Source organism: Paraburkholderia aspalathi, from assembly GCF_900116445.1.
GTDB classification, from domain to species: domain Bacteria; phylum Pseudomonadota; class Gammaproteobacteria; order Burkholderiales; family Burkholderiaceae; genus Paraburkholderia; species Paraburkholderia aspalathi.
The window spans coordinates 446,952-472,703 of record NZ_FPBH01000004.1; the positions used below are offsets into that span (position 1 = coordinate 446,952).

The following is a 25,752-nucleotide window of genomic DNA, read 5'->3' on the forward strand; positions in this document are numbered from 1 at the left end:
AATTGATATGAGTGTTCTCCAACTTTCGAACGTCACGAAGCTCTACGGGAGTTTTGTCGCCGTCAATAACATCTCATTCAATGTTGAGAAGGGAAAGATACTCTCGTTATTAGGCCCGAGCGGTTGCGGGAAGACGACGACCTTGCGCTTGATATCAGGATTTGAAGTTCCTAACGATGGTGCGGTAATGTTCTCTGGCGTGGACATGAAGGGCCGACGGCCCTACGAGCGCAACGTGGGTCTTCTCTTCCAAGACTACGCCCTGTTCCCACACATGACGGTTCGAGAAAATGTCGCCTATGGGTTGAAGCATCGCAACTTTGATAAGGCAAAAATTCCGGCTCGGGTATCTGAGATGTTGTCGCTAGTCAAGCTAAAGGGTTTTGAAGATCGCCGCCCGGGGCAACTAAGCGGTGGCCAGCAGCAGCGCGTGGCGCTTGCACGGGCGCTGGCGATTTATCCTGAAGTCGTTTTGCTCGACGAACCGCTATCAGCGCTGGACGCGAAACTACGTCAAGAACTCCGGTTTGAATTAAAGGAGATTCTTTCGGCCGTAGACGCCACAACGATCGTGGTCACCCACGATCAGGAAGAAGCGATGAGTCTGGGCGACAGCGTAATCGTCATGAGTGGCGGAAAGATCATGCAACAAGGGGCTCCCACGGACATCTACACGAATCCGAAGACTCGATTTGTCGCGGAGTTCATCGGGCGCTCAAACTGGTTCACGGGACGGCTTCTCCCGAGTTCGAATGGGCTCGCCGAATTTCAGTCAGGCAGCGGCTTGAGGATGGTCGTGCCAGTCCCGGACGGCAGCGTTAACGGAACAACGTTTGACGTTTGTGTACGGCCGGAACGCATCCAGATCAATGGAATCGGCCAGCCATCGTCACTCGCGCCCGGCAACGAGATGCGCGGCACGATTAGAGATGTTGCCCACCTTGGGGCCGACCTTCATCTGGTTATCGAGATTCCGGGCGGACAACTGCTTACTGTGACCGAAAAGTACGTCGGTCAAGCGCTGGAGCAGTCTGGACAGGAAGTATCGGTCGCCTTCCGTCCCAGCGATTGCATCGTCGTTCCGTCCGGCTCGTAGTAACAGTGAAGCCCGGAAGTTCGGTGTGTGATGGATCTTGGTGACAGAAGAGGTGTACCCAGCCGTGTAGACCTGGTGGCACCGGTGACGCCTTGCCTGCTCCAGTCTTGCGCGCCGGTCTACAAGATTTCGCCGTAGTCACGATTGCATTGTCCTTCGTGCTGCGTTGGAAATAGCCTGTGCAATACAGCTCCTGTGTCCTTAGGAGTATTAATTACAACGTCTCATCGTAACCAAAGGAAACGAGAAATGGATCAGATTTTGGGTCGAGCTAGTGCGGAGCGCGCGGGTCGCGTTGAGAAAGTGCAGGAGATCTGCCGCGAGCGCGGCGTCGATGTTGCGGTTTTCACAAGCCCGGAGAACATCTATTATCTGGCTGGGCTCGACTATGAGGGCTACTTCTGCCTACATGCACTCCTTGTACCGGCCAAAGGAAAGCCGGTGCTATTTGCCCGAAAGATTGAGACACCCACCATCCTGCGACAAGCGACGCAGGTTCAGTATGTTGGCTACGCAGACAATGACAACGTCGCGGCGGCGATCGCGTCGAAACTGGTCGAAATGGCGGGAGAGAGCCCTCGAGTCGCATTGCAACGGAACAGCGCTGCGAACGTGATGATCGATGCGCCGCTTCGGGCCGCGCTTTCGACCGCTGAATTCCTTGACTCATCTGGCATCGCCGAAGAGATGCGGATGATCAAGTCTCCCTTTGAGGTCGAGCAGATCAAGAGCGCAGCACGGATCTCGGACGTAATGATCGTTGCGGGCATCGGCACCGCCGGCGACGGGGTTACGGAGAACACTGTCGCCGCTGAAGTCTATCGGGCCATGATTTCCGCCGGCGGTCAATCACCCGGTTTCCCGCCGTTTATTAGGTCGGTGGATCGACTGTGCGAGCCGCATACGACGTGGACTTCGCGCAAGTTGACAACGGGAGACCCTTTCCTCCTGGAGCTATCTGGCTGCATTGCCAGATACCATGCTCCAATGGCGCGGACAGCATACGTAGGCAAGGCCCCACAGTCCGCAAGAAAGCTCTCGAAGATCAGCAATGAAGCGCACCTCGAGGCGCTGAAGGCTCTCAAGCCAGGCGTTCGCGCGTCCGACGTGCATGCTGCCTGGAAAGCTCGTCTAGACGCCTCGAATGTTTCGCCGAGGTTAGAGCATTGCGGGTACACGGTTGGAATTTCGTTCCCTCCGACGTGGACTGGAGGCCCGGGAATCAACAGTTTGCACGGCGCGAGTACGGTGCCGATCCGCGCGGGGATGATTTTCCACCTCCTCACGTGGATTGCGGACAATGAAGGGAACGAAAACTTCCTGTCGGACTGCGTGCTTGTTGAAGAATCTGGTGCGGTCTTTCTGACCAAAACGTCACGGGAACTTGCCGAGGTCTAAAAAGCTCTGGCCCGGCACTTTGCAGCTTGCGTACTCTTCGTTTTGTCCAACTGCTGTCTGCGGTTGCAACGCGCGCGCGGCAGTTTTTGCAACCTGCCGCGCAGCGAACACAGGGTCGCTGCGCCCCTGTGTAACCTCAAGCGCGTGATGGCGATATTGGGATTCTCGCGGACCATGAGGGCCATGCGGCTGGTGGGTGCGTGAAGCACCTAGGCCTCCAACATATGCGCGAGAACGGCTTGCGTTAAGGTAGAGTAGCCACCCAACATCTCTCAGTTGATCGATTGATTGCGAGAGTGCAACGCGGCTCTATAGTCGTCGAATCAGGTTTTTTGCACGTCAAATCTGCGTTCTGCGTTTCCACACAGGCTCGACCCACTGCGGTCAGACAACTTTCTCCAAACCGGTCAGCCATCCAAATTCAGGTTTTGCAAACGGGAGTGCCGGCGGATTCAACCGGTCGATGCAACACACTGAAGACTGCGCAAGCAGCAGGAGTGTTGCACATGAAGCGGAGACGCCGGATTTATTACAGTGAGACGCAGAAAGCGCTGATGTGGGAACGTTGGCGCAACGGCGAATCTCTGCAGAAGATCGCCCAGCTCTTTGATCGTAACCACCTCATCGACGCGGAAAACGGCGAGGAGGATGGTGCCAGCGCGACGGAACAACTCATCGAAGTTGTTCACAGCTATTTCAAATAGTCAGAAATGGCTGATTTCAAAGACGCCGCATTCGGCGCAGGACATGACCACATCTTTCTGGGTGTTGGTCACGAAAAGAACGAGCGCAAGACGTGGGCCGTGATCGCATTGTGCAGCGCTATGATGCTTGTTGAGATCGTCGGCGGCAGTATGTTCGGTTCGCTGGCGCTTGTCGCCGACGGTCTGCATATGTCAACGCATGCCGGCGCAATGCTCATTGCGGCCCTTGCGTACAGCTATGCGCGCAAACACGCTACCGACTCCCGCTTCGTGTTCGGTACAGGTAAGCTCGGCGATCTTGCGGGCTTTACGAGTGCCATCGTGCTCGCGATGATTGCGCTTCTGATTGGCTACGAAGCGGCATCGCGTTTCCTGTCGCCGGTACCCATCCATTTCGGTGAGGCAATTCCCATCGCGGCGGTCGGCCTGTTTGTCAACCTGGCGAGCATGTGGCTATTGAGCGGCGGCGATCACGATCATGGTCATGATGACCACGCTCATGAGGAGGAAGTCCAGAAGATTTTGGCCCCATCCGGCGTGTTTGCCGTTTCCATCTTCGAGGACGGCGTGCCACCCGTTTTCCGCATTACGCCAGCGACGCAGACTTCACGACTGGACGCTACAGCGGTGTCCGTTACCACGGTGCGGCCCGATGGGACACAACAAGTGTTCGCGCTGGCGGACCGTGGAGGCTATCTGGAATCGAAGGAAGACATTCCGGAGCCACACTCCTTCAAAGCCATCGTTCGGATGCCGGACGGCGAGTTCGGAGTCGAATTCGAAGAACATGAACACCACGACGACGCGGATGAAGCAGCGACTCGCGACCATAACATCGGGGCCGCCTACATCCATGTGATGGCGGATGCGGCGGTCTCTGTGCTGGCCATCATCGGCCTCGTATTTGCACGCGCATTTGGCTGGGTCTGGATGGACCCGCTCGCCGGCATCATCGGCGCGCTGGTGATTGCAAACTGGTCGTACGGCTTGATGCTGGACACCGGTGCAATCCTGCTCGACATGAACTGCGACCGGCGGATGGCAGAGAATGTTCGTCACGCGATCGAGGACCTCGGCGACAGGGTGGTTGACCTGCATGTATGGCGGGTGGGCCCCGATCACATGAGCGCGGTGGTGTCAGTGGCAACAGATGAAACCCAGCGAGACTCTCGCTTCTATCATGCGGTGCTTGGGCGCTTCATGGGTTTGTCTCATGTCACCGTCGAGGTCCAACCGTTACAGACGGCCGCCTGACACAGGTGTTGATCAAGACCGTCAAAGGAAGCCACGCGGCCGCTTGCGGTGATGAATTGACGTCCGGATGTTCGAACTAAGGCGGTAGCGAACGCCCCTTTGGCCGGAAAGCGACCGAACTCGAGAAACTCCTCCTCGGCAGATCACATTCAACCCCCGTCCCCGCCATCGCGCGCGGGACGATCTTCGTCCCGCGGCCACCCCAGGCGTCGCTTGCCATTCGGCTTTGGTATGTATTGCCGCTGTCGAACGGACAACGCTCGGCACGCTCCATTGTGTATCCGTCAGAGCCCCGCTCACGATCTCCCCAAATGCGCTCTTGCTCGGGCGCCAAGTCACGGCGCCGGGCGCCGCCGTCACGCAGCGTTGCGTTTGCACGACAAGCGGCAATCTATTCCAAGGCAACCGCAGACGAGTACATCAGTGAGCACATTGACATAGAGAATGAACAGAAAAACCCCAGTAATTCAAAGACTAACGTCAGTGATCCGAGTCCTCTCCTGGGCACCATAAGGCTGTATAGCGTAGTACAGAGAAGTCCAGAAGACCCGTAAATCATTGAATTTGCGGGGTTTTTTGTTTATTGCCGTCCAAGCAGGAACACGGCAAGCCACGTCCAGACGAGTGCTTTTTTGAGTACATTGCCGGGCAGCATTAATGCGGCAAGTGCAGCGACGCACGCCGGGATAGCTGCGAATCTCAATACGGCCGCGGTTGCGCCGAAAGGGCGTATGCGATTGGCCGCGACGCACGCGTGCCCGGGATTGCGGTACTTCGCGGCGAGCGCGCCTTTATGGCTGCGTCTGGCGCCGACGCAGGACGTGTCGAAACGACGGATTAGCATAGGGGCGCGGTTAATGCTCAACCGAAAGGCTTGGGTGTATGTCCGGTAGTCGCACACGCACGTCATCAAAAGGCACCGTAAAAGCCCGCGCCAGCAGTACAAACCGGCACAGGAAGTAAAGCGTTTCGAGTCTCGCGACATCGTAGCTATCGACGACGGCCTGGGCATTCCGCGGGTGGCATGGTGTTCCGTGCTTTGTCAAACGCAATCTCAACTTGATACAGCTTCGGGCGTCTTCGTTTTAGGCCGCTGTCCACTGCAGGATACGGCCTGACTACCTGATTTTCGATCATCGTTAGTAAGTGGCGCGTAAGTCATCGCAATCGATGATGTTATGCCCAATTTAAGGGACGAGTCTTTTCTCTGCCGTCTTTGCTGACGTGCCTTCACCTGCCTTTGAAAGCATGCGCACTCTGGAGAATTTACCGATATGGCTGCCACCCCACAGGTCTCCCGGTTTGCCAGGTTTCGTCCGCCGTCACTAGCCACTTCCCGTTAAACGAAGTTCAGGAGATTCGCTTGCAATTTAAGGTCACCCCATATGTAGGGCCACGATACTGGGTCGCCATCTCGATCGCGAGCATGTGCGGAACGAACGTGGGAGACATCATCCCCGACGTCCTGAGGATGAATGCAGATGCAGGCTTGATTATGCTAACGATTATGTTCACGGTGGTTGTGTTAGCCGAACGGGCGACCAGGAACGGGGGTGAAGCATTCTATTGGGTAGCGCTCCTCATCGTGAGGGCGGCCGCGACCAACATCGCCGATTACTTTATAGGCCACGAGCAATTCAGTTACATCGAAGTTTCGGCTACCTTAGCGTTGATCCTGATCGGCCTGATCGCGTTGCATCGCGGGTCGACACGTAAGCCGAAATGTAGCGCATTGCCCCCTGCGGGCAGTCTCTATTGGTTCACGATGCTGATTGCGGGGTCGCTAGGCACAGTGGTGGCAGACGGCATTGCTCATTCCTTCGGATCAGCTCGGATCGGCGTCCCCCTTTCGGCGGCAATGGCCACGACCGCCCTGCTCCTGATCCTGAGCGTCAGGGCGCGTGCGACGTGGGTCGGCGCAACGAGTTACTGGACAGCGATTGTTGCTGTTCGATGGTGGGGAACCAATGCCGGCGACATATTGGCTTTCCTTCTATCGCTTCTCTTCAGCGCTGCGATTACCGGACTGGCGCTTACGATCCTTCTGCTCATAAGGCGCCCACGGCGACTCGCCTAAACGGACAAAGCGCGACGGCTCGGAGCATAGCGGACCGAATGTGCCGCAAGTCCATCTGTCCGTCGCTGCGTTCACGTGCACAGGTGCCGGAGTTGTAGCTTGGGTCGCGTCGCCGATGTTGCGGTTCCAGCATTTCTTCGGGTCCGCGCCGCGTCGTCCCGGTTGCTCGCGATCACGGTGACCGTCGTCGGCGTGTTGTTGCGCGCGAATTCGCGAGGTCGCCTTCGAGTGCACCGTCGAAAACCACATGCGATGCGTGTCAGCCGATCTGTGTGGCCGGTTGCCGGAACTTGTCAAGGTGCCCGGCTGCGAGCCGGCGACGTCTCTACCGGCACGCACGTGCCGCACCACGCTTTACGCCCGAGCCGAAAGTTGATGGATGCGATGGAGTCTTCAGATGCCAGCCAGGCAAATTCCGCTGTTACCGCACGGGCCGGATTTTCTGAGGCCTGTCGATTGGACCGGCAGGATTCAAGGCGGACGACTGGGCAATTGGCCCGCGCTCGTCGCATCTGTCGCACCGACAGTTCAGCAGAACCGGACTACAAAACAGGTGCCGACGCGCAGGCTACTGACACTTAGCCGCCAGTCGTGCGCCAGAGCGATCTCCTTGCAGATGGCCAGACCCAGCCCGACGCCATCGTGCCGCGAATCGGGCGCGCGCCAGAAACGCTTGAAAAGAAACGGCAAATATTCCTCCTTGATCCCGGGCCCCTCGTCGCGAATCTGGATCGAAACGTCGTCGACGAGGACCGACACGGTGCTGTACGCTGGAGTTGCGTTAATCGCATTCTCAAGAATGTTCTTGATCAGGATGAAAAGGGCGCCGCGGTCCGCCCAGATCGATGGTCCGTTACCCGCCGAATCGAGTTCAAGCTTGATCTGTCGTGCGTCGGCCTTACGAGAAAGATAGGCCACCACGTCCTGCGCGACGTCAAGGCTGTTGACCTCGCCGAACGTGAAATTCTGCGCTTCGCTCACTTCCGCCAGATGCAGGAGTTGCCGCGCCTGACGCGCCATCATGTCGATCTCGCGTAGCAGGAGGTCCTTGTCTTCAATGTCCGGTTGCAGCTCTATCTGCCCGCGAATCAGCGTGAGCGGCGTTTGAAGTTCATGGGCGGCAGATGCGAGAAACTGTTGTTGAACGGCAAAACCATTCTCCAATCTGCCTAGCGCGTCATTGAATGCACGGATAAGCGGCGTGATCTCACTCGGTATTCCTGTCAGAGAAAGCCGTGTCTTGAGGTTGCGCGGCGAGATCGACGCTGCAGCCTTTGATGCTTCCCGCAGCGGGCGGAGCACGCAATAAACCGTAAATGTCAGCGTGAGGCCGAAGGTAACCATCGCCACGAGAATCGTCACCGGGACAATGATCTGGATTGGCGTGATTTTCTGGCTGATGATGGCATTGAGAAGACGGGTGCTCATTGCGGTCTGAACGTAGAGCACAGCGTTGCCGCGGGGGACGCGCAGCGTCATGATGTCGTACGGTTTCCCGTCGATGTGAACGCGTTGAACGCCGCCGGCGATCGTCTCCAGATCAGCCACGCTCCAGGGCGCGCCGCGCTCAGCAGAATCCGATGAAAGCAGCACGTTCCCCTGAGCATCCAGTACGCGGTACTTGAGCTCAGCCGGCACGACCTCGAAAAGCCACGCAGTCTTATCCGGAAGCCCTATCGATACCGGTCGACCAGACGCGTCAAACTTCAGGCCGTCCGCAATCTTGACGGCGTTTTCGATCTGCTCGTGCCTCCCGAGCATCTGTTCGGGGAAGTGATTGAACGCGTAGGCGACGACGGCGGCCAGCACCGCAAGGCTGACAGCGAGCGCGGCAACGCTCGTCACCCAGACACGGACGGACAAACTTCGGAGCCATCGATTGAGCATGGTAGAGAGTGGTTCAGGCTTGCCGGGATCTGCTGGCCGGCTGATGGGTGGCAGGCGGATCGTCGGTCCGGGTATAAGCCGGGCGCTGTAGCGTGCGGCAAGGCGGCGAGATAAGCGTGCCCGTCGTGGCATCGTCCGTGGCCCAAGGGTGGAAAACATAGCCTTTTGCGCGCACCGTCTGGATCAGCTTCGGGTACGACGAGTCCGTTTCGATCCGTCGACGCAGACGGTGTATCCAGAGACCCACGACGGGAAGCTGGTCCCGGGCACTGGAGTGAATGCAGTGTGCAATGAATTCTCTCGACAGCACCCGGTCCGGCGCGGTCGTAAAAAGGTGAAGCACGGCGTATTCTGTTTGCTGCAGCGGAACCGGACGGCCTTCAAACGAGAGCGTGCGCAAAGCGAAGTTCAACTCAAAGCCGCCGAACCGGAACGGCTGGCGGTGGACTGGGCTGTGCAGCGGTTCATACATGACACGCCTGAGTACGCAACGGATTCTGACCAGCACTTCCTTCACATTGAACGGTCGCGACAGGACATCGTCGGCGCCGCATTCCAGCGCCACAACCCGTTCGATGACGTCGTCCTGTTCGGCGAGCAGGATGACCGGCATGTCTTCGCGATGTTCGCGCAGCATGCGCAATGTGGCGAGGCCACCACCGAACGACGGACCGCTTTTCATTACGATCAACGCGGGGCGTTCTACCTCAAGGCGCTCCAGCACGCGCGCGGGCTCGTACAGGACGGCCACGTCGAAACCGTTCGACTGCAAGCATTTGCGCAACGCGTCGCGGCAGTCGGGGTCGTCGTCGACGACGAGAATCCGGGGTTTCATAAGTCGCTGCCTCCAGACGCCGGATGGCGAGGAACGTTGGCGGGTGCCGAGGTATGGTGCAACGAAAATCCCGCGCCGCGCACGTTGACGATGCGCGTCGCTGCACCGATCGCGGCCAGCTTCTTGCGCAGGCGGTGTACGGTCACCTCCAGTGCATTCGGGGTGACGGCTTCGCCGAGTCCCCAGGCCGCGTGTTCGAGCGCGGAATGGCGAACGGTGCCGCCTTCGGACTTTACGAGAAGCAGAATGATCTGCAGTTCGGCGGGAGCGAGCGGCAGCGTTTGCTCGCCGCAGCGGATCGCGCGTTCCTGTGGATCGATCCCGATGTCGGCGAACGACGCGCATAACGCCGTCAGCACGACAGGCCGGCGCATGAGCGTGCGCACTCGCGCGACGAGTTCGCTCATCGCAAACGGTTTGGTCACGTAGTCGTCGGCGCCGCTTTCCAGTCCATCCACGCGGTCGTGCAGCGCGTCTCGAGCGGTCAGCATCAGACAGGGCGTCATCTGGCCGGCTGCCCGCAGATTTCGCAGAAAGGTCAGGCCGTCGCCGTCGGGCAACCCACGGTCGATGACCAGCACCGCATACTCGGCCCGCGTGATACCGTACCGGGCCTCGGATATTGTGGCGAACAGATCAGTCTCGATTCCGGCGGACGACAAGGCCTGGCGAACCATCCCGGCGAGGCGTGCATGGTCTTCGATCAGTGCAACTCGCGACATGGTATCGTGCTCAGTTGAATTGATAGAGGTACCCGATCTTGACCTCAGGGATATAGCGCTTTCCGACCAGCGGGCTGTCGGTAATGCCGCCGCCGGCATGCGATACACCGACGTCGAGTATCATGCCTTGATGCTGGGTGAAGTGATAATCGACTCGCATGCCGATGGACATGTTGTAGGTGGACTTTCCGCTGTAGGCGGGCCGGCCGGCGCGCACTTCGGACTGTCGCACGCCGTAATAGTAGTCGACATATTTGCTGCTCAACCATTCCACACCTGCGTGCGGCTCAATTGAGAATCTGCCGTAGTCAATTGCTTTGCCGAAGTCGATCGTGGCCCTCTGGCCTTTGTTGCCGCCTTCCAGAAAGTCGCCGGACAGTGTGCCAAACGCGGTATGCCACTCCAGCGCGGGACCATACCAGAAAGCCCAGTTGCGGTCCTGCATGCCGTTCAGGATCGGCGCATCCGAGCCTTTATAGCCGTCGCCGATCGCGAAACGTCCACGCAGCGCGACACTGACGCCTGCCCAGTTGCCGAGCTTGAGATCGACCGACGTGCCGAAAGCGTGCACCCATTTGTTGTCGAAAAGAATCAGCGGAATCGGCGTGTACTTCGTGCCGTAGCCCTTATAAGCCGCCGCTTCGATTCCGGCGGCGGCACCCAGGCCCCAATGTGTGACGTTCGTCGCGCTGCTCAGAACGGTCAGTCCCGAGTCGTCCGGGTTGGGCGGGCCCGCGCCGTCGTCATCGGCCCGGACGGAGCCCGAATACAGGGCGACCGATGCGACGGCCAGAAGCAAATGATGTCTACGGCGAAATCTTTTGTTCACTGTTGGTCCTAAAGTCGTGGGATGAGACAGAATTGACTTTAGGACTGGCAGACTTACCGCTCACTTACTCTGCATGAGTGCTTCACTTATCGGCGTGATTGCCCAACGTCACGGACTGCACCGGTTGAACCGACAGACTATCGGTTCTGCTTGCCAGTCAGTGCCACGGTCGTCATGACGATCGCGCGAGCTCGCTTTGCGCCCTCGTCTAAGAGCGCCCTCGATACGTGCAGTAAACGGACCGTCATCCGTTTTCTTTGGAGGAGCTAGCAAATGAACGTCCGAGTGTCTCTTTCATACGCGTTCAGTGCCATGACTCCCGGTCAACGGGAACTTGCCACCGTGTTTCTGGCAGATCGTTTCGACTTCATTTTCTCGCGCAGTTTCGCCACATCCGGCACCGCGACACCCAGCAAGGTGTAGACGTAACTGATGTGGTCGTGCGCGAATTGGTCATCGAGCGGGCCATTACCGAGCAATAGTCGCATGTACACCGGTGCGTACAGCAGTTCGCCCAGCGTCTCAATGTTCGGCGGGACCGGAATGCTGGCCGAACTGCGCCATTCTTCGAGCATCTCGCGGATAAGCGCCCGGCGCCCATAGTGAAAGCGCTCGCGGAATTCGCGCAGCACGGCTGGATCGGCCTGACCCTCCGCGATGATCTGCGCCACGATTGATCCCGACCACCCCGCGTATTCGTGGATCAGCGAAATAAGATGCACGGCAATTGCGTCGCCGGGCGGCAGGTTGTGCGGCATCGGCGTCTTCACGACATGATGTTCGATAAACGCATCGATCACGACCAGCGCCTTCGAATTCCACCAGCGGTAGATCGTCGCCTTGCCAACGCCCGCCTCCTTCGCAATCGCCTCGATTGAGATCGACTGCACCGTGCGGCTTTCGAGCAGGCGGACCGTCGCCGCCAGAATCTGTGTGCGCGTTTCCTCGCTGCGCGGCCGGCCGACGCCTCGTGCGGCGGAAGGACCGTGAACGGAAAGCTGTGCGTTGGTTTTCATTGGCGTAACCGGAAGTCGGCGCGCAACTGCGCTTCAGTGGCCTGCCCGGCAATACGCGGACGAGCGGCCTGCCGCGAGCGCAAAACTCGCGGCAATGAGTTATAAGACACATCGTATCTTAATTGATTCGCAACCGGACACTTCAAAGGCCGCCGAGCGCGACGTATTTGATCTCAAGGTAATCGTCGACACCGTACTTCGAGCCCTCACGGCCCAGCCCCGACGCCTTCACGCCGCCGAACGGCGCCACTTCGGTCGAGATCAGTCCTTCGTTGACGCCGACCATGCCGAATTCCAGTTCATCGACGACCCGGAAAATGCGCCCGACATCGCGCGCGAATACATAGGAGGCGAGCCCGAACGGCGTGTCGTTGGCCAGCGCGATGGCCTCTTCTTCCGTGTCGAAGCGGAACAGCGGCGCGACAGGTCCGAAGGTTTCGTCGTTGAAGATCAGCGCGTCGCGAGAGACATCGGCCAGCACGGTCGGTTCGAAGAAAAAGCCGCCGAGCGCGTGACGTTTGCCGCCTGTCAACACGCGAGCCCCCTTCGAGCGCGCATCGGCAATATGTTCTTCGACCTTCAGAACGGCGTCCTCGTTGATCAGCGGTCCCTGCGCCACGCCTTCATGCATGCCATTGCCGACCTTTAGCGCAGCCGTCGCTCCGGCCAGCCTGCTGGCGAACGCATCGTAGATGCCCGACTGCACCAGCATCCGATTGGCCGCGACGCAAGCCTGCCCGGCGTTGCGATACTTGGCCGCGAGCGCGCCCTTGACGGCGGCGTCCAGGTCGGCATCGTCGAACACAATGAGCGGCGCGTTACCCCCCAGTTCCATGCTGGTCTTCTTGATGGTTGGCGCGCACTGCGCTAGCAACTGCGCGCCAACCTCCGTCGAGCCGGTGAACGAAAGCTTGCGCACCAGCGCACTCGATGTCAGTTCACCGCCGATCGCGCGCGCCGAGCCGGTGACGACGTTGCAGACGCCCGGCGGCAAGCCGGCCCGCCCGGCAAGCACCGCCAATGCCAACGCGGAGAGCGGTGTCTGGCTCGCCGGCTTGATGACGCCAGCGCAACCCACGGCCCATCCGGGGCCGGCCTTGCGCGTGATCATCGCGGAAGGGAAATTCCACGGCGTAATCGCGGCGAAAACGCCGATTGGTTCCTTCTGCACGAGGATGCGGCGGCCTTCGACGTTGCGCGGAACGATGTCGCCATAGACCCGTTTTGCTTCCTCGGAAAACCACTCGATAAAGCCCGCCGCGTACAGAATTTCACCGCGTGATTCGACCAGCGGCTTGCCCTGCTCCGCGGTCATGATGACCGCAAGGTCGTCGATATGCGCGAGCATCAGGTCGTAGAGCGCGCGCAGAACTTTGGCGCGCTCCTTCGGCAACGCCTTGCGCCAGCTTCGCGTTGCGCGCGCTGCCGCTTCGATCGCGCGGCGCGTCTCGTCGGCGCCGCCATTCGGCACGCGCGCGATCAGTTCGCCGGTGGCCGGATTGCGCACCTCGAGCGTTTCGCCACTGTCGGCGTGCACCCATTCGCCGTCGATCAGCATAGCCTCGCGCAGCAGGCCAGAATCCTTCAACGGAAGCTTGACCGGTTGATTCATGACGTCGTCCTCACGATGGATTGCGCCCGACGAAGAAGGCCTCGTCGGGATCGCTGGTCGGATTGAGGCCGGCTAGTTCGAGCCCCTTGCGCAGGACGTTCATGTCGCGCTGAAACACGCGCTGCGTCGGATGCGGCATCGGCCCGCCGTTGTAGCCCTGCAACCATGCCTGATACTTCCACAACATGCGGTTCAGCAGCCCGTTGGCCGCGATCGGCAAGCTCGCAAAGGCCTTGCGCGCTGGATCCATTGCGTACCAGAGCTGGGTCGCCTGATCGTATTCGCCGGCGCGAATCAGCTTATGGATGCGCGGCAGCAGCGGTCCGTAGTAAGCGGAATAATTGGTGCCGCAAAACGGAATGTCCATCACCTGCGCAAGCGGCACGTATTCGTATTCCAGCGGCGACGAAATCACGACTTCCTCGTGGAATTCCCGATGCACTTCGATCGCCGACATGATATACGGCATGCCGCCTTCGGCCTTGATCGCGACGACGTTGGGAATCTCGTCGACCATCCGCCGCAGCACCGACAGCGGAATGTCGGCGGGATGCAGCCGCGAAAAGCCCCAGGCCGGCAGCGGGAAGACGATCACGCCGAGATTCGTCGCCGCGCAGATCGCCCTGGTGTACTCGAACACTTCGTCGTAGGACTTCGGATAGAAGTACGGCGGATAGCCGAGCAGCACGAGATCGGCGCCGGCCGCTTCCGCCAGTTTGACGGCCTCGATGTTGTCCTCGAGCGTGTTGAACACCGCGTGATGCACGACGATCAGACGGCCCGCAGCCTGGTCGGCCATGATGCCGCAGAACTCGCCATATTGCGCCCGCGTAATGGCAACTTCCGAGCAGGAAAGCGAGCCGACGAAGCCGTGTTCGATCGCCAGTTCGACGTCGTGGCGAATGGCTTTTTCGTTGATGTGCCTGAAGTCCCGGGTCATCGTCGGGATGGTCACGTTGGCGACGCCAACGAGGTGCTCGCGTGCCCATTCGCGAGCTTCGCTTCTGGTATAGCGGGACATGCTGTGCTCCCTTTGTTTCGTTCGTTGGTGTTGTGCCGAAGAACGTTGCGCGTATCAGCGCTTGGTTTCGAATTCGATCGGCAAGCGGGTCGCGAGCCCCGCCTCGATCGCCTTGTCGAGGATCAGTTCCGCCACGACTACGTCCTGCAGACCGCTGCCCACCGATTTGTACATGCGCGTTCTTGCACCCTGCAGCGGTTCATCGATGGCTCCGCTCATCAACTGGCCGAGACCGAACGATTTGTCGCGGAACGCGATGCCCGCTGCGTGAGCGGCGAGCATGTCGCCGGTTTCTTCGAGCACTTCGTCGAGCGTGTCGCACACAATGATGTCGCAGCGCTCGACCACCGAGACATCGATCTCGCGCTGCTCGGGAATCGTCGAGCCGATCGACACGACGGTCGCGCCAGTCTTGAGCCAGTCGCCGAAAAGGAGCGGCTGTTCGCCGTGCGAGCGGGCCGCGGCGAGCACGAGATCAGCGCCCTCCACTGCTTCCTGCGCCGAGGCCGCGCCGCGCGCCGGGACGCCGAGATCGCGCGTCACGGCTGCGGCGAAAGTGGCACGCCGCTCAGGCGTCGGGCTGAACACGACGACCTCGTTCAGATCGCGCACGCTCGCGATGGCGCGCGTATGCATGGTCGCTTCGAGACCGCTGCCGAGCACAGCAAGGCGCGCGCTGCCGCGAGGCGCGAGCCGGTCCAGCGCGGCTGCGGAAGTCGCCGCCGTGCGAAATCCGGTCAGCAGATTGCCGTCGACAAACCCGGCGATGCGGCTGGTTTGCTGATCGAACAGCACGATCACGTACTCGACGCCGGGCGTCGCGGCGCCCATCGCCATCCCCATGATCTTCGCGCCGTAGTAGCGGCCGCCGACCGGCACCGCCGGCAGCGTGCGCAGCCATGTTTTGCCGGCGACGGCCACGGTGCGTGGCGGGCTCGAGCGCGGCGGAATCGGACGCGCATAGGCCGACTGCAATGCGCGTATCGCATCGGTCCAGACGAACACCGCGCGTGCGGCGTCGCCGGAAACGAATGCAGGAGCAAACGAAGTAATGGTCATGAGCAAAAGTAAAGAGTGACTGGAACGATGCGGGGACTGACGTTCAGAATGGCTGCGCCAGCACGCCATAGCCTTCGAACAGGAGTTCGACGGCACGCGCTCCGTCGCCGTGCGGGTCCTGCTCGGCCGCGCAGATGGCCAGTGAAATATCGAAAACGCGCTTCACCCGCTCGCTGCGCCGCTGTCCGTACGCGACGAGCGCATCGTCGATATTCGCGCAGCGGGTCAGTTCTTCCGTGAGCACGACCGCATCCTCGATCGCCATGCCGCCGCCAGAGGTCAACTGCGGCGTGACCGAATGTGCGGCATCGCCGGCCAGGACGATTCGCCCGCGATGCCACGGCTGCGGCATCAACAGAATGTCGAAGGGACGGTAGCTGATGTAACGCGTGCCGTCGCAACGCTCGAGCGCCGCGCAAAGATCGGGAGCCGAGAATCCGTCCAGACGTTGCCTGAACATGTCGACGAGCTTTTCCTGCGGCATGTGGGCGTGAAGCTTCGCGTTCTCGAGGAAGAAGTAGTAGCAAAGCTTGTCCGACAACGGCAACCCGCCGACCATACGGCCGTCGCCATGCTTGTACAGCACCAGCCCGTCGAAACCCGGCGGACGCTCGACAGTAAAGCGCCACGCACCCTGTCCCGCATATTCCGGGCGATAGTGCGTGCCGAATACTTTCGAACGCGTTTTTGAGTATGTGCCGTCAGCGATCACCAGCAGATCGCAGCGCCCCGCTTCTCCCGTCGAGAGCCGATACGAAACGCCATCGCCATCCTGCTCGAGATCGTCCACGCTCGTGCCATAGTCGATGCGCGCACCGCTCGCGAGCGCGTGCCCTTCGAGCACCTCGGCCAGCTTCGGACGCATGATGCCGATGGCGCCCGGGGCATCGGCGCGAAACGTGCGCGGCGGACGCCGCTCGTTGACAATCTCGCCGGCATCGTTGCGCACGCTTACCGTGTCCCAGCCCGAACCCGCCGCCATGCAGCTATCGGCGAGGCCAACGCGATCCAGTGCGCGCAGCGCGTTACCGAGCAGCGAAATGCCGGTTCCCTGCTGATCCGTTCGATGGCTGCATTCGACCACCCTCACGTCCGCTCCGTCGCGCGCGAGTCCGTGAGCGAGCGTCATTCCGCTGATCCCGCCGCCAACGATAAGCACCTTATGCGGTGAAGCCATGACTGTGTCTCCTTGAAATTGTTGTCGTCGGGCGAGTTCACATGAAGGGCGCGCGCTCCTTCGGCCACCACAATCCCTTCTGCGGCTGTCCCATGCGGTTGCGCAGAATGCCGATGCCGCCCACTTCGAGTTCTACCACGTCGCCAGGCTGCAGCTTGCGATCGAGTTCGAGCGCGGAGCCGCCGCCCATCGTCCCCGAGCCGATCACGTCGCCCGGCTCCAGCACTTCGCCGAGGCTGACCCACGCGATCAGTTCGTCGACACTCCACAGCTTGTTCGCGCTGGTGCCCTTGCCCCATGTCTCGCCGTTGACCCGCACTTCCATTGCGATGGCGTCGAGATCGGCAAATTCGTCGATCGTCGTGATCCACGGACCAACTCCATAAGCGAAATCCTTGCACTTGGTCGGGCCCATCTGGATCGGCATTTCAATCGACTGGCGATCGCGCGCGCTGAAGTCGTTGAATACCGTGATGCCGAACAGAAACGGACGCGCCTGCTCCGGGCTCAGATTGCCGCCGCGCCGGCCGATCACGTAGCCGAGTTCCAGCTCGTAATCCATACGCTCGATATAGCCCGGCCACGGCACTTCCGCTTCATGGCCGATAACCGTATGCGGCGTGCCCTTGAAATAACCCGGCACCTTCAACAGGCTCTCATGCGGCTGATGGCCGATCTTTTCGTGGAAACCCTTGATATGGCCGACGAACGTCAAGCCGTCGCGGACAACGGACGGATCGCTCGCCGGCAGCCATTTCACGTCGCCGATCGGCAACGACGCTGCTTCGGGACGCTCGTTGTCCGCGCGGCGGGCCGCATCGAGAAACCGTTCGCCGAGGCCTATGGCGGCCGACATGCTGCCGGGAAACAGCGCGTCCGATAACCGGCGCGCCGACTCTGCAGTCGCGCCCTGCTTCTCCAATGCGAGGATCGACGCGCGTTTCAGATCGATGACGCGCCCCTCTTCAGGCAATACGAGTACGAGACGCGCAACCTCTCCGTCCGGCCCATCCACAGCGATTCGACCCAGCTTCATTGTTCGGCTCCAGTTTGTGAGTTGCGCAGGTCGCGCCGGCATCACCGGTACGACTGCGGCATCGCGTTAGCAATTGATCCACAATATATACGATACGCGTCGTATCGTAAGCGAGGGTTTGTCCTCATGTCGAAATGGACGGTGGAAACCCCAACTGGTATTGCGCGACAGAGAACAACGGGAATATTATGATCCGGACCGTATCGTATTAATCAGATCGATCTTCTCTCATCAACAGGACGATTACAGTGAGAATCCTTGGACCTGACACACTGGTTTTCGGCGTCGACGACGTCGAGCGCTGCGCAATCTTTCTCACCGACTACGGACTCGCGCCGAAGGGCGACGGCGCATTCGAGGCGCTCGACGGCACCGGCGTCGTGATTCGCCACAGGGACGACCCGGCGCTTCCGAAGTGGCCGCTACCGACGGCCAATCAACTGCGCAAGACAATTTACGGCGTGGAAGATCGAGCCGCACTCGACGAAATCGCGCAGGAGCTGGGCAAGGATCGCGAGGTCAAATTCCTGCCGGACGGTTCGATTGAAGCGACCGACGACAGCGGATTCGTGCTTGGGTTTCAGATAGCCGTGCGTCGTGCGCCGGCGCTTCCGGCCGAGCAGATCAATGCGCCCGGCGACGCGCGGCGCGGCGTCAACGTGCTCGGCGCATCGGCCCGCTTCGACGAACCGCCGCCGCTTCCCAGGACGCTTTCGCACGTCGTCTATTTCGTGCCCGACACCGACAAGGCCGAGGCGTTCTATGTGAACCGGCTCGGGTTTCGCGTCAATGACCGGTTCGACGGAATGGGTCCATTCCTCACTCCACAAGGCACGCTCGATCACCACACCCTGTTCCTGATCCGAACCCCGCCGGTGATGCAGGGGTGCGATCACTTCACCTTCCACATGGGCGGTCCGTCAGAAGTGCTGCGCGCCGGCTACGCATTCGCCGCGAAGGGCTACGAATCGTTCTGGGGGCCGGGACGTCACCGGTTCGGTTCGAACTGGTTCTGGTATTTCAACAGTCCCCTGGGTTGCCACATCGAATACGACGCGGACATGGATCAACTCGACGATTCGTGGGTGCCGCGCGTCGCGCCGGCCATCCCCGAGAACTCGCAGGAGTTCCTGTTCCAGTGGCGCGAGACGTGGGCACCGGGAGGTCCGCCTACGGCGCAATCCTGAGCGTCATCCGCCATGTCCGAATGGGGTTCGCTGTTCCAGCTGCACTGGGTGCGCCTGTGCGAATTGGACGCGCTTCCTTCGACGGGCGCACAAGGATTCGATTTAAACCGACGCGGCGTGGACGATCTCTTTGTCGTGCGCCGCGACGGGCTGCTGCGGGCATATTTGAATTCGTGCCCGCATTGGCCCGGCGCTTCGCTGCCGTGGCGAAAGCACGGCTATCTCGACCAGGGCGCGAACCACATTGTTTGTCACGGCCACGGGGCGATATTCACACTTGATGACGGCCTGTGTATCGCCGGACCGTGCACAGGTCAACACCTGCAAGCGGTGCCCTTGAGACTCGAAGCAGACAGTCATCTCAGCGCGCTATGTCCCGTGCCGCTTTGACCAGAATTGCGGCCATGCGCCGTGGCCTTCTGACGGAACATAGCTGATTGCGCAACAGGAGGCAATCGGCTTCGACTTATAACTTCGTATAACTAACTACAAATCTTATAACTACAGGAGACATTGCAATGAAGCGATACACGATTTACGGCGCCATCTGCGCCGCGGCGGGTCTTGCACAGAACTCTGCTATCGCGCTCGAAAACGGTACCAGCAGCTATCCGTCCGGGATCATGACCGTCATGAGCGGCGTACTCGGCGGCCCCGGAAATTATCTCTACAGCTACAACCGCTTCGAGGACATCACGTCGCTGCGCGACGGCGGCGGCAATACCAGCCCGCCGGGCGCCAACGGCGGCGTGCAGGCTCATGCGCTGCGAGCGGTGCACGTGTTCGATACGCCGCCGATTTTCGGTGCCAACATTGCCGTGCAGGCCGCCCTTCCCTACGTCGACGGTACGCTCCACTTCCCGTCGTTCGGGATTTCCGGTGGCGGCCGCGGCTTCGGCGACCCGCTCTTTGGTGTACTGCTCGGCTGGCAATCGCCGCAGTATTTCCAGACCTTTGAGGTCGACGTAGTCGCGCCGACTGGCTCCTATGACAAGACCCGGCTGTTCAATCCCGGCACCAACGTCACGAGCCTGTATCTTGCATACGCGTTCACCTGGATGCCGGTGCGGCAGCTAGAACTAAGTTCCAAGATCAACCTGAACTACAGTAGCGTAAATTCGGCGACGAACTATCAATCGGGCGTTCAGCTCACTGCCGACTACGGTGTCAACTATCACATCAACCAGACCTGGCTTGTCGGCCTCGGCGGATACCTGAATACGCAGCTCAATGACGACAAGATCAACGGGCAATCCGCATTCGGCGACGGACATCGCACCAACGAGCTGACCTTCGGGCCGCAGGTAGGCTATGGAACGCAAAAGTGGGGGGCGATGCTGCACTGGCAACGTCATATCTATGCGCGCAATGCGGCTTACGGCAATGCGCTGTGGCTAAACGCGTACTTCAAATTCTAGCATTGAGGGCGGCGGGAAATGGCTGGCTTGTCGGGCGTTGCATTTGAATCACCCGGCGCCTATCCTCGCTCCAGAACGCGCGCAAAGGCAACGGCAAACGCGAGCACCCCGATCCCGCAGCCGACGAACAGGTAGCGCACTGAAGCGTGACCTAGCCACCAGGCGCCGGTCGAAATCCCGAATGATTGCCCCAGAAACAGCACACACGAAAACAGCGAAACGGCCGTGCCGCTCGCCTGCGGCGCCATTTGTGCGGCGTGGTTCTGCAAGACGTTGTGAAGAGCGTAAAAGCCCGAGCCCGCGAGCGCACAGGCCGGCGCGCAGCACCACCAGCGCGGCGAGGCCGTGAGCGCGAGCAGCGACACGGCGAACAGCAGCCCGCCCGCGCGCGCAAGGTGTGCATCCTTGAAACGCCGTATTACCCGCTTTGCACTCAGACTGAAAAGCAGCCCTCCCACACCGTAACTGGACGCAATCAGGCCGGCCCGCGACAAGGGCAAACCAAACGCCGAATTCAGATACGTCGGCATGAACGCCCATGCACAGTAGGCGAAACTTCCTTCGACGAACGTCGCAAGCAACACGAGCCGAACCCACCTTGTGCGCAGAATATCGCTTGTTTGACGGACGAATGTGAGTTGCCGGAGCGCCGCCTTTCGTGCAGTGCGCGGCGAGGCGCTTGCCGTCATCAGCGCGCCGAGCGCAAACGCAGCGGCAATCGAGAGGAACGAAGCTCGCCATCCCAGGGACGCGGCCAGCGCCGCGCCACCCCATTGCCCTGCGATCATGCCGAGCACCGTTGCGCCGAGCAGGCGCGCAAGCGCCTCCTGACGCTGCTCATCGGCCGCGTTATCGCCTATCCATGCCATCGTGAGCGGCACGATGCCAGCCGCTGCAGCGCCGGAAAAAAACCTCGCTGCAAGCAGTTGATCGAGGTTGTTCGCCAGGGCAGCAGCGACGTTGCCGAGCGCGCAAGCAAAGGCCGCGAGCGCGATCACACGCGTCTTGCCGAGCCAATCGCCGAGTGGTCCGGAACAAAGTTGAAACGCGCCATAGGCGAGCGCGAACAGCGAGATGGTTTGCGGCGCGCGTGCGACAGGCATCGCGAAGTGCGCGGCGAGAATGGCCAGCATCGAATCGCACAGACGCATCGACGCCATGCTCGCGAAGCAGCACAGACAGCAGCACGCAAAGAGCGGCCATTGCGCGCGGCGGATCATTGCCCGATTCGTACCCGATGGCATCTCGCTTCTCGAACAGTAAGTTGGCTGCCTGGCAACGCCAACGCTCGCGCTCAGCTGCGCACGTCGAACACCGCGAACGGCGCAGTGGCGCTGGCAACACGCCGGGCGCGGGTCGCGTCGTAAAGGTCGGCTTCGACAAACGACACGCGGCCGCCGAGCCGCTTGACCCGCGCATCGGCGATAAACTGCCCGATGTGGCCCGGCTCGATCATGTTGACGTTCAGACTGATGGTCGCACACGTGCGCCCCTGCGGCAGCTTCGAAAGCAGTGCGAGAGCCATCGCGAAGTCGAGCATCGAGGCCAGCGTGCCGCCGGATACCACGCCATTGCCTTGCAGCGAATTCTCGGGCGCCGTGAAGCCGATCGACAGCGAATCCGCGTTGCCCATCAACAAGGTCGCACCAAGCGAGGTCAATGCAGGATTCATGTGGAGCGCGACATTGCGCGCTTGTATCGACAGAAGATCGTTCAGAAACGCGCGATCGGGATTGTCGCGAGCAACCGTCGTTGCGCTTATTTCAGCCATAGCTCAGCCACGTTGTTGTGCGATGCAGATTTGCCGTTGACGGCCCAATCCTTCGATTTCGGCTTCCATTACGTCACCGTCGCACAGAAAGCGGTTGTAGTGCGTGCCGTTGCCGGCCGGCGAGCCGGTACAGATCACGTCGCCAGGCAACAGGCGCGAATAGCGCGAAATGTATTCGATTTGCCGTTCGATGCCGAACAGCATGTCGGCGGTCGTCTCGTCCTGCATGACCTGCCCCGAGACCGTCAGCCGCATCTTCAGGCGATGGGGATCCGGCACGAACGCCTTCGGCACCAGGTACGGCCCAAGCGGCAGAAAACCAGGCTGCCCCTTTGAGCGCAACCAGTCGGTGCCAAGCATCTTGTAGTCGGTGCGAGGAATCAGATCGCGCGCCGAGATGTCGTTGACAATCGCATAACCCGCTACATGGTCGAGCGCCCGTTCGCGTGGAATCTGGTAGCCGCCGCGGCCGATTACAACGGCCAGCTCCAGCTCCCAATCCGGCTTGTTTGTGGTGCCCGGCAGTACTAGCGGATCGAAGGCGCCGGAGACAGCGGAAACCGGTTTGGTAAATGCATAGGGCTCGCCGCTCGCGAGCCGCTCGTCCATCATCGCTTCGGCCCAGCGCCGCAGTGCGGCCTCGTCGAGTCCTTCAGGGCCCACCTTCGCATCGACGGTGAGATCGACGACGTGCTTGCGATAATTCGCGCCGGTGCAAAAAATCTGGCGCGGCAGATCGATGGCCGGATGCGTGTGCAGTTCGGCAAGCGCATGCCATTGACCGTCGTTTTCCGCAACCTTGTCTGCGAGACGGGCCAGGGCCGGCTCATTCGTCGACCAGTTCTCCAGCAGCGCCAGCACGGTGGTCGCCTGCAACAGTTCAGACTCGCGATGAGCCGCCGCCAGTCCGCCGAGCGAAGCCACGCGATCATTCATGACAAGACCGACAAAGCGGGCACCGTCGCCCGCCGAAAATGTTCCGAGCGCATATCGCTTCACCTTGCTTCTCCGGTGCATTTGCCAATCATCGAATCGTCGACGATGGTGGAATAGTCATTGTCCGCGCCAACCAGACCGAGTGCCCGCCGATGGGCGACGAGTAGCGCGACGCCCACGCGGCTCGGGTGCAGCGAGTCGGGATTGAGCGCAATCATTGCCTCGGCCGCCGCTGCGGGTAAGCCGGCGGCGAGCACAGCCTGCCTTGCAAGTTCAGCGTTCTCGCCGACGCGACGGCGAGCTTGCTCCAGCGTTCGCAGCCATGTCGCGACCTTCGGGTTCGCCTTGCTGCCGGTTCGTACCACGACGCCCTGGCCGGGAAAGTCGGGATAGCTGTCCTGCACGCTCGCGATACGCGTCAAGCCCGATGCCGCCGCCATCGAATCGAATGGCGGCCCTAACAAGGTCGCGTCGCCCTGCCCGGCCATGAGCGCATCGAAACGCTCCTTGACGCCGCCCGCAGGCGTCAAGCGGACCGCGCCGGGTTCGATGCCCGCGATGCCCGTTTCAATGCCCGCCTCGCGCAGCATCGCTCTCAGCGCAACCACGAAACCGTTCCCGGTCGCATCGACCAGCAGGTTGGTGCCGCGCAGGTCGCTCAACTTGCGCCATTGCGGCCGCGCGACCAGCGTCAGCGGCGTGGTTCGCTCGATCTGCGCGACCACGCGAAAGTCGCGCGGCCCCTCGCGGCCATTCCAGCCGATCACGTTGTCCATCGACGTTACGACCGCGTCCACATCGCCGGCCACGAGCGCGTCGAACTGCTCGTCAGACGAACGGTTGCGCGCGGCCTCAACTGTCATTGCCTGTTCCTCCTGACGCGCGACGATGGCTAGCAACGGCGGCACGAACCACATCACGCGAATCTTTTCTGTCTCCATGAATCTAGACCGTTGTCGTTTGAATGCCTACATTACAAAACGGACCGTTCACATTTGTCAAGGCGATCTCGGGTTATATTCCCGGACCATGACTAAGTCTTTTCCCTATTGACAGTCCATTCCACCTAATTAACGATACGATACGATTCGACTCGTTAATGGAAAGGAAATGGAGACTCTGGTAACTCATCGCGACCCGCAGCAACTCGCCGCCGACGACTGTCGCCCGGTCCGCCGAATCGTCACGGGCACCAATGCGCAAGGCAGATCCTGCGTCGTTTCAGACGGACCCACATTGAACAGGACCAATCGTCCTGGACTGCCCCTTGCACAAGTCGTCTGGGCGACCGGCGAGGCGCGCGCGCCCGGCGACGAACCGGCGCCGCCGGGCCATGCGTTTGGTTTCCATTCGAAAGGCGGCTCGCTGCTGCGCATCGTCGATTTCCCGCCCGACGAGAATTACGACGAAGCGCAACTGAAGCAATTCCTCGACGACAGCGGCGTGCGCGACAGGTCCGGCGCGCGGCATTTCTGGTTTCACAAAACCGAATCGCTCGATTACGCGATCATGCTCGACGGCGAAATCTGGGCGCTGCTCGACGAAGGCGAAACGCTGATGCGCGCCGGCGACGTGCTGATCCAGCGCGCGACCAACCATAGCTGGGCAAACCGCTCGGGCAAGCCGTGCCGGATGGCCTTCGTGCTGCTCGACCTCGTTGAAGGAGAACCGCTGTGAGCAAGGCGATCATCACCTGCGCGGTGACGGGTGGCGCGCACACGCCCTCGATGTCGCCGTTTCTGCCGGTCACGCCAGAACAGATCGCGGCGGAATCGATCGCGGCCGCCGAGGCCGGTGCCTCAATCATTCATCTGCACGCGCGCAATCCGGACGATGGCCGCCCTTCCGGAGACCCCGAGATCTTCAGGCGCTTCGTGTCGACCATCAAGTCGGCGACCAACGCGATCGTCAATATTTCCACGGGCGGCGGTGGCCCCAATATGCCTATCGAGGAACGCACGGCCGCCGGCCGCGCGCTAAAGCCCGAGATGTGCTCGCTGAACATGGGCTCGCTGAATCTGGTGCTATCGGAGATGGCGGAGCGCGAACGCGAATGGCGCCACGACTGGGAAGTGCCCTTTCTCAAGGGCACGCGCGGGCTCATATTCAGGAATACCTACGACGACATCGAATGGATTCTGGAGCACGTAGGTAAGGCCGGCGGCACGCGCTTCGAGTTTGAGTGCTACGACGTCAGCCATCTGTACACGCTGCAGCACTTTCTCGAAAAGGGGCTTGTGAAGCCGCCGCTTTTTGTGCAGACCGTGTTCGGCCTGCGCGGCGCAATGGGCGCGCATGCGGAAGATCTGCTGCATCAGAAGCGTACAGCCGACCGGCTGTTCGGCAACGATTATCACTGGTCGGTGCTGGCGGCTGGCAAGCATCAGATGCCGGTTGCGACGATGGCGAGCCTGATGGGCGGCAATGTGCGCGTCGGGTTGGAAGACAGCCTGTACATCAACCGCGGCGAGCTTGCGCAAAGCAACGCGGATCAGGTCCGCAAGATTCGCCGGATTCTCGGCGAGCTTGGCATCGAGATCGCCTCGCCCGACGAAGCGCGACGCATGCTCGATCTGAAGGGCGGCGACCAGGTCGCCTTCTAGCGGTGCCGGGTATCGATCGGGCTGGCTCGCCGCGATGCAAGCGGCGGTGAGCCAGCAGGAGGCGATCGAGGTCTGTTGATGGCTCGTGCAGGCGAGCACGCATTGCGCCGACGC

The 25,752-nt window shown here is 60.8% G+C and carries 23 protein-coding genes and 1 pseudogene; 10 read left to right on the forward strand and 14 right to left on the reverse strand.

Annotated features, from left to right (window positions below; all coding sequences use genetic code 11):
- Positions 1–7: 7 nt before the first annotated feature.
- The 5 genes and pseudogenes from BM438_RS09500 to BM438_RS09525 all read left to right on the forward strand — a co-directional run bounded on the left by BM438_RS09500 (position 8) and on the right by BM438_RS09525 (position 6,529).
- Entirely contained in the window at positions 8–1,096 is a 1,089-nt protein-coding gene (locus BM438_RS09500) for an ABC transporter ATP-binding protein (RefSeq protein ID WP_093633993.1), read from the forward strand.
- Positions 1,097–1,345: 249 nt separating this feature from the next.
- On the forward strand, positions 1,346–2,494 hold the full coding sequence (locus BM438_RS09505) for a M24 family metallopeptidase (protein ID WP_093633994.1): 1,149 nt from the start codon (positions 1,346–1,348) through the stop codon (positions 2,492–2,494).
- Positions 2,495–3,105: 611 nt separating this feature from the next.
- A pseudogene (locus tag BM438_RS46970) lies at positions 3,106–3,198 on the forward strand (metal/formaldehyde-sensitive transcriptional repressor); the annotation flags it as partial.
- A gap of 6 nt (positions 3,199–3,204) precedes the next feature.
- Positions 3,205–4,452 carry a CDF family Co(II)/Ni(II) efflux transporter DmeF gene (gene dmeF / locus BM438_RS09515; protein ID WP_093633996.1) on the forward strand — a complete coding sequence of 416 codons (1,248 nt, stop codon included), beginning with the start codon at positions 3,205–3,207 and terminating at the stop codon, positions 4,450–4,452.
- A gap of 1,363 nt (positions 4,453–5,815) precedes the next feature.
- Positions 5,816–6,529, forward strand: coding sequence for a COG4705 family protein (locus BM438_RS09525; RefSeq protein WP_093633998.1), 714 nt, complete (start codon positions 5,816–5,818; stop codon positions 6,527–6,529).
- Positions 6,530–7,057: 528 nt separating this feature from the next.
- On the opposite strand, the gene BM438_RS09530 is transcribed toward BM438_RS09525, so the two are convergent.
- From BM438_RS09530 to BM438_RS09575, 10 genes are all read right to left on the reverse strand, one after another.
- The gene (locus BM438_RS09530) at positions 7,058–8,374 is read right to left on the reverse strand and encodes a sensor histidine kinase (protein ID WP_244179313.1); all 1,317 of its coding nucleotides are present in this window, start codon (positions 8,372–8,374) and stop codon (positions 7,058–7,060) included.
- A 55-nt stretch (positions 8,375–8,429) separates the two neighbouring features.
- A complete protein-coding gene (locus BM438_RS09535; protein WP_093634000.1) occupies positions 8,430–9,251 on the reverse strand; it encodes a response regulator transcription factor in 822 nt (273 codons plus the stop codon).
- A complete protein-coding gene (locus tag BM438_RS09540) occupies positions 9,248–9,973 on the reverse strand; it encodes a response regulator transcription factor (RefSeq protein WP_093634001.1) in 726 nt (241 codons plus the stop codon). Before BM438_RS09540 ends, BM438_RS09535 begins: the two co-directional genes overlap by 4 nt.
- A gap of 10 nt (positions 9,974–9,983) precedes the next feature.
- Positions 9,984–10,802 carry a MipA/OmpV family protein gene (locus tag BM438_RS09545; RefSeq protein WP_093634002.1) on the reverse strand — a complete coding sequence of 273 codons (819 nt, stop codon included), beginning with the start codon at positions 10,800–10,802 and terminating at the stop codon, positions 9,984–9,986.
- A gap of 323 nt (positions 10,803–11,125) precedes the next feature.
- Entirely contained in the window at positions 11,126–11,818 is a 693-nt protein-coding gene (locus tag BM438_RS09550; RefSeq protein WP_093634003.1) for a TetR/AcrR family transcriptional regulator, read from the reverse strand.
- A 142-nt stretch (positions 11,819–11,960) separates the two neighbouring features.
- Positions 11,961–13,430 (reverse strand): NAD-dependent succinate-semialdehyde dehydrogenase, encoded by a 1,470-nt coding sequence (locus BM438_RS09555; RefSeq protein ID WP_093634004.1) that lies wholly within the window; start codon positions 13,428–13,430, stop codon positions 11,961–11,963.
- 10 nt (positions 13,431–13,440) lie between these two features.
- Positions 13,441–14,451, reverse strand: coding sequence for a dihydrodipicolinate synthase family protein (locus tag BM438_RS09560; RefSeq protein WP_093634005.1), 1,011 nt, complete (start codon positions 14,449–14,451; stop codon positions 13,441–13,443).
- Between the two features lie 54 nt (positions 14,452–14,505).
- Positions 14,506–15,510, reverse strand: coding sequence for an ornithine cyclodeaminase family protein (locus BM438_RS09565; RefSeq protein WP_093634006.1), 1,005 nt, complete (start codon positions 15,508–15,510; stop codon positions 14,506–14,508).
- Positions 15,511–15,553: 43 nt separating this feature from the next.
- Positions 15,554–16,687, reverse strand: coding sequence for an FAD-dependent monooxygenase (locus tag BM438_RS09570; RefSeq protein WP_093634007.1), 1,134 nt, complete (start codon positions 16,685–16,687; stop codon positions 15,554–15,556).
- A gap of 37 nt (positions 16,688–16,724) precedes the next feature.
- Positions 16,725–17,723 (reverse strand): fumarylacetoacetate hydrolase family protein, encoded by a 999-nt coding sequence (locus BM438_RS09575; RefSeq protein WP_093634008.1) that lies wholly within the window; start codon positions 17,721–17,723, stop codon positions 16,725–16,727.
- 248 nt (positions 17,724–17,971) lie between these two features.
- Here BM438_RS09575 and BM438_RS09580 point away from each other — a divergent pair, with 248 nt between their 5' ends.
- From BM438_RS09580 to BM438_RS09590, 3 genes are all read left to right on the forward strand, one after another.
- Positions 17,972–18,910, forward strand: a complete 939-nt coding sequence (locus tag BM438_RS09580) for a VOC family protein (protein WP_093634009.1) — start codon at positions 17,972–17,974, stop codon at positions 18,908–18,910.
- Between the two features lie 12 nt (positions 18,911–18,922).
- A complete protein-coding gene (locus BM438_RS09585) occupies positions 18,923–19,300 on the forward strand; it encodes a Rieske (2Fe-2S) protein (protein WP_093634010.1) in 378 nt (125 codons plus the stop codon).
- A 128-nt stretch (positions 19,301–19,428) separates the two neighbouring features.
- On the forward strand, positions 19,429–20,328 hold the full coding sequence (locus BM438_RS09590; RefSeq protein WP_093634011.1) for a SphA family protein: 900 nt from the start codon (positions 19,429–19,431) through the stop codon (positions 20,326–20,328).
- A 59-nt stretch (positions 20,329–20,387) separates the two neighbouring features.
- Here BM438_RS09590 and BM438_RS09595 read toward each other — a convergent pair whose 3' ends face one another.
- The 4 genes from BM438_RS09595 to BM438_RS09610 are packed head-to-tail and all read right to left on the reverse strand — an operon-like array spanning position 20,388 to position 23,976.
- A complete protein-coding gene (locus BM438_RS09595) occupies positions 20,388–21,572 on the reverse strand; it encodes an MFS transporter (protein WP_244179314.1) in 1,185 nt (394 codons plus the stop codon).
- Between the two features lie 50 nt (positions 21,573–21,622).
- Positions 21,623–22,099 carry a PaaI family thioesterase gene (locus BM438_RS09600; protein ID WP_093634013.1) on the reverse strand — a complete coding sequence of 159 codons (477 nt, stop codon included), beginning with the start codon at positions 22,097–22,099 and terminating at the stop codon, positions 21,623–21,625.
- A gap of 3 nt (positions 22,100–22,102) precedes the next feature.
- A complete protein-coding gene (locus tag BM438_RS09605) occupies positions 22,103–23,098 on the reverse strand; it encodes a fumarylacetoacetate hydrolase family protein (protein ID WP_244179315.1) in 996 nt (331 codons plus the stop codon).
- A complete protein-coding gene (locus BM438_RS09610) occupies positions 23,095–23,976 on the reverse strand; it encodes an ABC transporter substrate-binding protein (protein ID WP_093634015.1) in 882 nt (293 codons plus the stop codon). The genes BM438_RS09605 and BM438_RS09610 overlap by 4 nt, the downstream gene beginning before the upstream one ends.
- 169 nt (positions 23,977–24,145) lie before the next feature.
- On the opposite strand from BM438_RS09610, the gene BM438_RS09615 reads away from it, so the two are divergent.
- Positions 24,146–24,712 (forward strand): cupin domain-containing protein, encoded by a 567-nt coding sequence (locus BM438_RS09615; RefSeq protein WP_093634016.1) that lies wholly within the window; start codon positions 24,146–24,148, stop codon positions 24,710–24,712.
- Positions 24,709–25,638, forward strand: coding sequence for a 3,5-dioxohexanoate:acetyl-CoA acetone transferase (gene kce, locus BM438_RS09620; RefSeq protein ID WP_093634017.1), 930 nt, complete (start codon positions 24,709–24,711; stop codon positions 25,636–25,638). Before BM438_RS09615 ends, kce begins: the two co-directional genes overlap by 4 nt.
- Positions 25,639–25,752: the final 114 nt, after the last annotated feature.

Coding starts and splice junctions, on each gene's coding strand:
- BM438_RS09610 (WP_093634015.1), bottom strand. CDS start 23,976: ATGGAGACAGAAAAGATTCGCGTGATGTGGTTCGTGCCGCCGTTGCTA.
- BM438_RS09600 (WP_093634013.1), bottom strand. CDS start 22,099: ATGGCTGAAATAAGCGCAACGACGGTTGCTCGCGACAATCCCGATCGC.
- BM438_RS09585 (WP_093634010.1), top strand. CDS start 18,923: ATGTCCGAATGGGGTTCGCTGTTCCAGCTGCACTGGGTGCGCCTGTGC.
- BM438_RS09535 (WP_093634000.1), bottom strand. CDS start 9,251: ATGAAACCCCGGATTCTCGTCGTCGACGACGACCCCGACTGCCGCGAC.
- dmeF (WP_093633996.1), top strand. CDS start 3,205: ATGGCTGATTTCAAAGACGCCGCATTCGGCGCAGGACATGACCACATC.
- BM438_RS09540 (WP_093634001.1), bottom strand. CDS start 9,973: ATGTCGCGAGTTGCACTGATCGAAGACCATGCACGCCTCGCCGGGATG.
- BM438_RS09550 (WP_093634003.1), bottom strand. CDS start 11,818: ATGAAAACCAACGCACAGCTTTCCGTTCACGGTCCTTCCGCCGCACGA.
- BM438_RS09560 (WP_093634005.1), bottom strand. CDS start 14,451: ATGTCCCGCTATACCAGAAGCGAAGCTCGCGAATGGGCACGCGAGCAC.
- BM438_RS09575 (WP_093634008.1), bottom strand. CDS start 17,723: ATGAAGCTGGGTCGAATCGCTGTGGATGGGCCGGACGGAGAGGTTGCG.
- BM438_RS09615 (WP_093634016.1), top strand. CDS start 24,146: ATGGAGACTCTGGTAACTCATCGCGACCCGCAGCAACTCGCCGCCGAC.
- BM438_RS09595 (WP_244179314.1), bottom strand. CDS start 21,572: ATGCCATCGGGTACGAATCGGGCAATGATCCGCCGCGCGCAATGGCCG.
- BM438_RS09565 (WP_093634006.1), bottom strand. CDS start 15,510: ATGACCATTACTTCGTTTGCTCCTGCATTCGTTTCCGGCGACGCCGCA.
- BM438_RS09500 (WP_093633993.1), top strand. CDS start 8: ATGAGTGTTCTCCAACTTTCGAACGTCACGAAGCTCTACGGGAGTTTT.
- BM438_RS09505 (WP_093633994.1), top strand. CDS start 1,346: ATGGATCAGATTTTGGGTCGAGCTAGTGCGGAGCGCGCGGGTCGCGTT.
- BM438_RS09555 (WP_093634004.1), bottom strand. CDS start 13,430: ATGAATCAACCGGTCAAGCTTCCGTTGAAGGATTCTGGCCTGCTGCGC.
- BM438_RS09590 (WP_093634011.1), top strand. CDS start 19,429: ATGAAGCGATACACGATTTACGGCGCCATCTGCGCCGCGGCGGGTCTT.
- BM438_RS09570 (WP_093634007.1), bottom strand. CDS start 16,687: ATGGCTTCACCGCATAAGGTGCTTATCGTTGGCGGCGGGATCAGCGGA.